The sequence below is a fragment of the Nostoc sp. CALU 1950 genome (assembly GCF_051172895.1).
GTDB classification, from domain to species: Bacteria; Cyanobacteriota; Cyanobacteriia; order Cyanobacteriales; family Nostocaceae; genus Nostoc; species Nostoc edaphicum_A.
In genome coordinates this window covers 1-8241 of the sequence record NZ_JBDNJQ010000247.1, presented here as the reverse complement: position 1 = coordinate 8241, position 8241 = coordinate 1, and the positions used below count along the sequence as shown (strand labels likewise).

11 protein-coding genes and 1 pseudogene are annotated in these 8241 nt (G+C 41.2%); 9 read left to right on the top strand and 3 right to left on the bottom strand.

Translation table 11 applies throughout. The features are described from left to right. On the top strand, positions 1-211 hold a 211-nt coding region (locus tag ABF638_RS35650), incomplete at its 5' end, for a hypothetical protein (RefSeq protein ID WP_435027490.1). A gap of 321 nt (positions 212-532) precedes the next feature. On the opposite strand, the gene ABF638_RS35645 is transcribed toward ABF638_RS35650, so the two are convergent. Beyond that, positions 533-715: a CsbD family protein gene (locus tag ABF638_RS35645; protein ID WP_099103871.1), complete on the bottom strand. Its 183-nt coding sequence runs from the start codon at positions 713-715 to the stop codon at positions 533-535. Between the two features lie 350 nt (positions 716-1065). Next, positions 1066-1530, bottom strand: coding sequence for a hypothetical protein (locus tag ABF638_RS35640; protein WP_435027489.1), 465 nt, complete (start codon positions 1528-1530; stop codon positions 1066-1068). Between the two features lie 253 nt (positions 1531-1783). Between ABF638_RS35640 and uvrB the strand changes: the two genes are divergently transcribed. The 8 genes and pseudogenes from uvrB (at position 1784) to ABF638_RS35600 (ending at position 7455) form a co-directional block, all read left to right on the top strand. Further along, positions 1784-3781 (top strand): excinuclease ABC subunit UvrB, encoded by a 1998-nt coding sequence (uvrB, locus tag ABF638_RS35635; RefSeq protein WP_435027488.1) that lies wholly within the window; start codon positions 1784-1786, stop codon positions 3779-3781. A 41-nt stretch (positions 3782-3822) separates the two neighbouring features. Further along, the gene (locus ABF638_RS35630; RefSeq protein WP_435027487.1) at positions 3823-4335 is read left to right on the top strand and encodes a DUF4365 domain-containing protein; all 513 of its coding nucleotides are present in this window, start codon (positions 3823-3825) and stop codon (positions 4333-4335) included. Further along, entirely contained in the window at positions 4332-4631 is a 300-nt protein-coding gene (locus ABF638_RS35625; protein ID WP_435027486.1) for a hypothetical protein, read from the top strand. Before ABF638_RS35630 ends, ABF638_RS35625 begins: the two co-directional genes overlap by 4 nt. A 30-nt stretch (positions 4632-4661) precedes the next feature. Then, on the top strand, positions 4662-4892 hold the full coding sequence (locus ABF638_RS35620) for a hypothetical protein (RefSeq protein WP_435027485.1): 231 nt from the start codon (positions 4662-4664) through the stop codon (positions 4890-4892). Positions 4893-5023: 131 nt separating this feature from the next. Beyond that, positions 5024-5158 (top strand): annotated as a pseudogene (locus ABF638_RS35615) (hypothetical protein); the annotation flags it as partial. A gap of 97 nt (positions 5159-5255) precedes the next feature. Continuing rightward, positions 5256-5786 carry a Uma2 family endonuclease gene (locus ABF638_RS35610; RefSeq protein WP_435027484.1) on the top strand — a complete coding sequence of 177 codons (531 nt, stop codon included), beginning with the start codon at positions 5256-5258 and terminating at the stop codon, positions 5784-5786. Positions 5787-6234: 448 nt separating this feature from the next. Next, on the top strand, positions 6235-6438 hold the full coding sequence (locus ABF638_RS35605) for a hypothetical protein (RefSeq protein ID WP_435027483.1): 204 nt from the start codon (positions 6235-6237) through the stop codon (positions 6436-6438). 60 nt (positions 6439-6498) lie between these two features. Next, on the top strand, positions 6499-7455 hold the full coding sequence (locus ABF638_RS35600) for an aldo/keto reductase (protein ID WP_435027482.1): 957 nt from the start codon (positions 6499-6501) through the stop codon (positions 7453-7455). Between the two features lie 78 nt (positions 7456-7533). Here ABF638_RS35600 and ABF638_RS35595 read toward each other — a convergent pair whose 3' ends face one another. Beyond that, a complete protein-coding gene (locus ABF638_RS35595; protein ID WP_435027481.1) occupies positions 7534-8190 on the bottom strand; it encodes a class I SAM-dependent methyltransferase in 657 nt (218 codons plus the stop codon). Positions 8191-8241 lie beyond the last annotated feature (51 nt).

Here is an 8241-nt window from a genome sequence, read left to right as displayed (position 1 = left end):
AGCCCCCCTTCCCTACAAGGGAATGGGGGTTTCAAAGCCTCTCTCCGTTTCGGGGAGAGGTTTGGAGAGGGGTTTCTGTTATACTTTGCGACTTTTCAAACAACCTCTTAGACATTGCTATTGTGCGATCGCTTATCTGGGTCATTTTAATAAGCAAAAAATAAAGGTGGGTAACACCCACCTCATCTCTTATCTCATCCTCAAAACTTAAAATTCAGAAGTTACGAAGTTACTTGCGTTTTAACTCTTAGAAAAATACTTTAAACAACACATAGAATAAGTCGTATTTTTAAACTAATTGTTCGTATTTATTTATAAAGTCAAAGTTGAAAGTCAAAATTTTAATATAGAGACGTATTTAATTACGCCTCTACAAGAGTTCAAGAAATCAAGCCAATCCTTTATTTTCCAGACTTTCTAAGATGATAATAAAGGTGTATAGCATTGGTTTTCTAACACTCCATACTTTTCTGCAAAAATGGAATCCATCCCATTAATATCCCTAAAGTTTCTGCAAAAAGTTTATGAATTGTTAGTCAATATTTTTCTTTACATTATCTTTTACGTCTTCAATTCCGTGACGTACTTCGCTTTCAGCTTGCTTTGCTTTACCTTTGGCTTTATCTTCTGGATCTCCAGTGACATTTCCTAATGCTTCTTGGGCTTTACCTTCAACATTTTTAGCAGCAGCTTTAGCGCGATCTTCTATGCTCATTTTGTACTCCTGATTTAATTAAAAATTCATTTCAAAGCTATAAACCTAACTTTGAAATCCTTTGTGATTACCTTTACACAGTAGCTTAAACTTTTTGCTAAAGCCTTCCACCACAAGACATATTAAATAATTTGTAATTCGTAATTCGTAATTCGTAATTAAGAAAGGTAGTTGTAGTAAGTGTTCTGGCTGTTGGTTGAATATAAAATAAAGTAATAATAGTTTAGTTACCTATGCTAAAAGACATAGAATAAATGCAAATATAGTAATTTCTACTTTTGAATGTTTAAATAAAAAAACCAGTTTCGTATAGAAACTGGGTTAATAAAGTATATGGTGATATTCTTTGTCTAATCTAGAAAACCCATCAGGGTTTCAGAATTGTCAATCTCATTTGGTGCTATGGGACGATTACCGAATGATGAATAGCCGTCAGAAATCACCAATGAACTTGAGGCAATTGGACGAATCCCAGAGAGATTTATACTTTCAACGACTTGGAATGTATTAGCGCCAATTGGACGAATACCCATCGAGTTATAGGTTTCAACTACTTCCAAGGTACTGATGCTAACAGGGCGCACCCCAGCAATTGACAGGTGTTCAGCAACTTCTAAGTCGCTAGCGCCTATGGGACGAATTCCAGAAATGGCGAGTGTTCCAGAAGCTCCCACTGGCAGTTCAGTAACTTCCTCGACTTTATCTGCATTCAAGCTCTGGTCTTGTTGATTTTCAACTTCCTCTGTAGTTTCCCCTGGAGACTTGGCAGGCTTTTGCCGAGAATTGATTGCTTTGCCAGCGCTGCTAATAGTCATAAACGAAGACCTCTGGTTTGTTAATTGAATTTTACAATAATTAAGGAAAGATGAAATTTTTTCCCATATATATTAAAGTTTAACCTTAAAAAACCTCACATAGATATAAGTATCTTTAAAACTGATACATAAGTAAATTTTAATTAATAAGTTTTGTAAAAAATTATTGCCATTTATATGGTCTGATAAGCCAGCTACAATGGATACAGGGCGAAATTGTCACCATGAGATAGGGTATTTCCAGCAAAACTGTATGACAGAATTTTGTCTTCAAGCTCCCTTTAGTCCCACAGGCGATCAACCACAAGCGATCGCACAACTAACTGCTAGTATCCAATCAGGCAACCGTTATCAAACTTTACTAGGAGCCACTGGAACTGGCAAGACATTTTCGGTAGCAGCAGTTATTGAGAAAATTGGCAAGCCTACTTTAGTCTTGGCGCATAACAAAACCTTGGCTGCACAGCTTTGTAACGAGTTGCGGGATTTCTTCCCCAACAATGCAGTAGAGTATTTTGTCAGCTACTACGATTATTATCAGCCAGAAGCGTATATTCCCGTTACCGACACTTATATTGAAAAAACGGCGGCGATTAATGATGAAATAGATATGTTGCGGCATTCAGCGACGCGATCGCTTTTTGAACGCCGTGATGTCATTGTCGTTGCTTCCATCAGTTGCATCTACGGTTTAGGAATGCCAGCAGAATATCTGAAAGCTGCCATCCCCCTTCAGATAGGTATGGAAGTGAATCAGCGCCAAATTTTACGGGATTTGGCCAACGTTCAATATAGCCGCAACGACATCGAAATGGGTCGGGGAAAATTTCGCGTCCGGGGTGATGTCTTAGAAATTGGCCCAGCTTATGAAGACCGAATTATTCGCGTCGAATTCTTTGGTGATGAAATTGACGCCATTCGCTACATTGATCCGGTGACAGGCGAAATTCTCAAGAGTTTGGAAGCGGTGAATGTTTACCCGGCGCGTCACTTTGTCACCCCAGAAGAACGGTTAGAAGTAGCTTGTAATGATATTGCAGCCGAATTAAAACAGCAAAAACTAGACTTAGAACAAGCTGGGAAACTATTAGAAGCCCAACGCATAGATCAACGCACACGCTATGACCTAGAAATGCTGCGCGAAGTAGGTTACTGCAACGGAGTTGAGAACTATTCCCGTCACTTAGCAGGAAGACAAGCTGGAGAATCACCAGAATGTTTAATTGATTATTTTCCTAAAGATTGGCTGTTAATTATCGATGAATCTCATGTAACCGTGCCCCAAATTCGCGGTATGTATAACGGCGATCAAGCTAGAAAAAAAGTTTTAATTGAACATGGATTTCGGCTTCCTAGCGCTGCTGACAACCGTCCTTTGAAAGCCGAGGAATTTTGGCAAAAGGTAAATCAGTGTATTTTTGTTTCCGCAACTCCCGGAAATTGGGAATTAGAAATTTCTGAAGATCATGTAGTTGAACAAGTGATTAGACCAACTGGGGTGGTTGATCCAGAAATTTCTGTGCGTCCCACAGAAGGACAAATTGATGATTTGTTGGGAGAAATTAAAGATAGAGCCGATCGCCATGAACGAGTGTTAATCACCACATTAACCAAGCGAATGGCGGAAGATTTAACCGAATATTTGCAAGACCACGGTATCAGAGTACGGTATTTACATTCCGAAATTACTTCTATTGAGCGCATTGAAATTTTACAGAACTTGCGCGAGGGGAAATTTGATGTTTTGGTTGGCGTGAATTTGCTGCGGGAAGGCTTGGATTTACCCGAAGTTTCCTTAGTAGCAATTATGGATGCAGATAAAGAAGGTTTCTTGAGAACCGAGCGTTCCTTAATTCAAACTATTGGTAGAGCCGCGCGTCACGTCCAGGGACAGGCAATTTTGTATGCTGATAATATGACAGGTAGCATGATTAAAGCTATTGATGAAACAGATAGACGGCGTGGTATTCAAACGGCACATAATCGACTGCATGGAATTACGCCACAACCAATTGTCAAAAAATCAAGTAATGCGATTTTGGCTTTTTTAGATGTATCTCGACGGTTAAATGCAACTGACTTGAAAGTTGTAGATGAACATATAGATGAACTGCCATTAGAACAGATTCCAGGGTTGATTACTCTGTTAGAAGCGCAGATGAAAGAGGCGGCGAAGAAACTAGAATTTGAAGAGGCGGGGAAATTGCGCGATCGCATTAAACATCTGCGAGATAAAATGTTGGGACGTTAACAAAAAAAAGTACTTATGCTTGATGAGGCTTTAATTCAACTGTGTTAACTGACCAACATATTGCTGAAGCGTTAAGCCGGGCTTATGTCCGTGCGATCGCCGGACGTGCCGGACTCAACTTAGCTATTCGGGAATATGACTATGGCGTAGATGGTAGTTTTGATGAAGTAATTGTGCGTCAAAATCGCCGAGTCGAGTCTGGCTTTTCCCTTAGTTTTCAACTCAAAGCCTCAACTCAATGGCAACTCGACTCGACCTATGTCATCTATGATCTAGAAGCAAAAACTTACAATGACTTGATTCTCAGGCGCAGCATGAGAGCCGCAATACCCTGTATCCTAATTCTTTTAGCGCTACCCTCTGATTCTGCTCAATGGCTAATTTGCGAAGAATCAGAACTCAGGCTGCAAGGAACTTGCTACTGGGAATACCTCACTGGCAACCTCAGTGAAAATCGCCAGTCTGTCAGAATCCGAATTGCCCGATCGCAACGCCTCACCCCAGAATCTTTGCTAACCTTAATGGAGAATGTCAAAACAGGAGAGTGGTCATGACCCCTGAAGTCTTGTCAAATTACGCCCAAGTTCAGGAGCTTCGTGTCGCTAAAGTGGTCAACTATCTCCAGCAAAATCACTGGATAGCAATCAGCCATCCCAATCCACGCTTAATCGTGTTTGAAAAGGGCGTGGATGATCGAGGCAAACCGATTCAAATTGTCTTGCCCAGTCAAGATGACTACGAAGACACGCCCTATTTATTGACTAAAGCGGTGAACCTTTTATCTGTTCTGCAATCCGTGTCTTTCCAAAACATTGTGAATGCAATTAATGCAGATGTACATGCTAGCTAATACCATTTACGTTTTAAGAGTGTGGTAGCCATGACTGAGTTACTTGAGCGTGCGATCGCGCAACTGAAAACTCTACCTGTTGCCGAACAGAATGCGATCGCTGCTCGTCTCCTTGCCGAGATAGAGGATGAGCAAAGATGGAAGACTCAGTTTGAATCTACAACAGATGCTCAGTGGGATCGTCTAGCTGATATGGTAAGGCAGGAAATTACTGCTGGCGACATCACTCCTCTCGCTGACGTTTTTTCTTCTGAGCAATGAAGTCAAGTGTTACAAAGGTATTTCGCAAGAAACTTGATGAGCTTCCTGCATCAGTTCAAGAACAAGCTGCCAAAGCTTATGCTCTTTGGCGTTCAGACCCTTACCACAATAGTCTTTAGTTCAAACGAGTTAGCCAGCGCCAACCAATCTATTCGGCTCGTGTTAGTTTAGACTACCGCGTTCTTGGCTTGTTGCAGGATGATCACATTTACTGGTTCTGGATTGGCGCACATGCAGAGTATGATGAGTTGCTTCAGAGGTTGTAGCACCAGCAGCCTAACCTTTAGCACGTAGGCGTAGCCCGTCGTAGACATCGCATTAAACATCTGCGGGATAAAATGTTAGGACGTTAACGTGAATCTTATGCTCACCAATATTCGCCTAATTAGTGTTCGAGAATATCACAAAATGGCGGAAATGGGTATTTTTCATCCTGAAGAACGTTTAGAATTAATCGCGGGACAAATTATCAGAATGTCAGCAAAAGGTACTGCTCACGAATCAGCAATTACCCGCACAGAAAGGTTATTACGTCAACGTTTGGGGGACAAAGTTTTATTAAGAATCCAGTCACCAGTCCAACTTGATGATTACTCGGAACCAGAACCAGATATTTCAGTGGTGAAGCTGAATCCATTAGATTATGAGGATCACCATCCCAATGCTTCCGAAGTGTTTTTACTGATTGAAATAGCTGATTCCAGTCTCAAATATGATCGAGAAGTAAAAGCGAACGCATACTCTAAGTCAGGTATTATTGAGTACTGGATTTTAGATGTTAATGGACGCAAGTTGTATATGTATCGTCTCCCTAGTCCAGACGGATATCACAGTGAGAGCATACTTGCAGAGGATGTGACAATTTCACCTTTAGCTTTCCCTGATTGTGCGTAGGCGTAGCCCGTCGTAGACATCGCTATTCGGGAATTATTGCGAAAAATTTAAATAATTCGTAATTTATAATAACGTAACGAATACTTTCAGCTTAATTTTTGGTCATCTATCCATTCCAAAACATCTTTACGAGCTTGAAATTCATTTTTACGTCTTATCATGACTTGAATAAATGATTGAACAAATTTTTTGAGTTCTATAATGTCTGAATCCAAAATATTTTTCCTTCCTCCGCCATGCGATATAGAACTCCTTTTTTTGTAAAATTCGTTTATTCTTTGCTTTATATACTTTCTATTTTTTAATAAGCTGAGTTGCTATAGGAATCATATTTGATTTTTGAACAAAACATTGAACTTGGCACATTGAACTCTCCCCTGCTCCCTTGCTCCCCTGCACAAGCGCAGGCTTTGAGAGGTGTGGTGAGAAATCCGGGTTAGGTTATCTGTTGACGCACGACCAAAAAGTTTTCTTTTCGAGGCGATCGCCTAATTTGCTCCCATCTGAAAAGCACATCCTCGATTCTCCATCCAGTCGCACAGAATCCATTCTGGATTCTGGCTCAAAAATTGCTGAATTCTTCTTCGGTAATGCTACACAACTAGTACTTGTCCGTTGTGTTTACACTAGTAGTAATTCACACCTCAGATAGCTGTTGAGAAAATATTTGCAGCTTAGACTAGCATTTGACAAATTCTTGAAGAAAGTAGATATGCAAACCAAACAGCTTGGTAATTCGGAGCTTCACATTACCCCAATCGGCTTTGGTGCTTGGGCGATCGGTGGAGGTGGATGGGCTTTTGGTTGGGGAGCGCAGGATGATCAGGAATCGATCGCAGCGATCAATAGCGCTCTCGACCTCGGCGTTAATTGGATTGACACCGCAGCTGTCTATGGTTTGGGACATTCGGAGGAGGTTGTGGCTAAGGCACTCAAAGGTCGATCTAGTCACCCTTACATTTTCACTAAATGTTCAATGATCTGGGATGAAAAGGGTGAAATTGGTCGCAGCCTGAAGGCGGATTCTGTGCGGCGTGAGGTTGAAGCTAGTCTACGCCGACTCGATATTGAAACCATTGATCTTTACCAAATCCACTGGCCTAATCCTGACTCAGAAATTGAAGAAGGCTGGACAACTCTTAACAAGCTTAAGGATGAAGGCAAGGTTCGCTATATCGGGGTTTCAAACTTTAATGTAGAACAGTTGAAACGTGTCCAGAAGATTGCACCAGTAACTTCATTGCAACCACCTTATTCACTGGTGAAGCGCGATGTTGAAAAGGAGATTCTGCCTTTTTGTCAGGAAAATAACATAGGTGTGATTGTGTATTCACCGATGCAATCTGGCTTGCTCACAGGAAAGATGACACCTGAGCGAATTGCCAATTTCCCAGATGATGATTGGCGTAAGAATAGCAGTGAATTTCAGGAGCCACGCCTATCTCGTAACCTGAAGCTAGTCGAGGTGTTGCAGCACATTGCTCAAAAACACGATCGCTCGGCCGGTGAGGTAGCGATCGCTTGGACTTTAAACAATCCGGCGGTGACAGCTGCGATCGTTGGCGGACGCAATCCAAAGCAGGTGGAAGGAATCATCGGTGCTGGGGAATTTCGTCTCAATCAGCAGGAACTAGATCAGATTGGCACTTTCCTGCGCGAAAATCCATAAAATCTCTAATGTCAGAAACCCCACGGCTCAAACCTGGGGCTTATTCATACTTTTATTCAATAACCTCAAAAAACTTTTTCACTTTGTCGCTACGCCGATAATATGAGGGCTGACAATTGGCAATTGTGCATCAAATCGCTCATAATTCACACTAGTGAAACCAGCATTTTCTAAGGCTATCCAAGTTTCTCTATCTGGATGACAACCATCACCTATCACTTTCCAAATCGGACGAATTGTGCTTTGTAGTTGTCGTAAGAAACTTCCTGGAGGTGCGGCAACATGTTCAATAAATAAGAAGCGTCCGCCTGGTTTTAGGACTCTTAAAATTGCCTGTAATGTATAATCTATATTCGGCACTGAACACAAAACTAAGGTACTAACAACAGTATCTATGCTATTATCTTCAGCATCTAGCCATTCAGCATTACCAATGCGAAGGTCGATGTTTAAACCCAGCTTTTCTGCTTGTTTTTGCAGATAGGAATGCATGTGTGGGTTTGGCTCGATTCCTATCCAGTGGATATCTTTAGGATAGTAGGGAAGGTTAGGGCCTGTTCCTGGGCCTATTTCTAACACTTTACCTTGAAGATTGGCAAAAAGAGAACGTTTGCGATCGCCTACAATTTGATCATACGTGCTGCTACTTTGAGCCATCATCCAGGCAAAAAAACGTTTGCCAAAGTTACCATAAATCTGTTTTTGTGAATCTCCAATAATTTGGTTTACAGTCAAAAGTGTTGAATGTTAAGAAAAATCCGATAAAAACAGCCCAAAATATGTTAA

Coding starts and splice junctions, on each gene's coding strand:
- ABF638_RS35645 (WP_099103871.1), bottom strand. CDS start 715: ATGAGCATAGAAGATCGCGCTAAAGCTGCTGCTAAAAATGTTGAAGGT.
- ABF638_RS35640 (WP_435027489.1), bottom strand. CDS start 1,530: ATGACTATTAGCAGCGCTGGCAAAGCAATCAATTCTCGGCAAAAGCCT.
- uvrB (WP_435027488.1), top strand. CDS start 1,784: ATGACAGAATTTTGTCTTCAAGCTCCCTTTAGTCCCACAGGCGATCAA.
- ABF638_RS35625 (WP_435027486.1), top strand. CDS start 4,332: ATGACCCCTGAAGTCTTGTCAAATTACGCCCAAGTTCAGGAGCTTCGT.
- ABF638_RS35620 (WP_435027485.1), top strand. CDS start 4,662: ATGACTGAGTTACTTGAGCGTGCGATCGCGCAACTGAAAACTCTACCT.
- ABF638_RS35610 (WP_435027484.1), top strand. CDS start 5,256: ATGCTCACCAATATTCGCCTAATTAGTGTTCGAGAATATCACAAAATG.
- ABF638_RS35600 (WP_435027482.1), top strand. CDS start 6,499: ATGCAAACCAAACAGCTTGGTAATTCGGAGCTTCACATTACCCCAATC.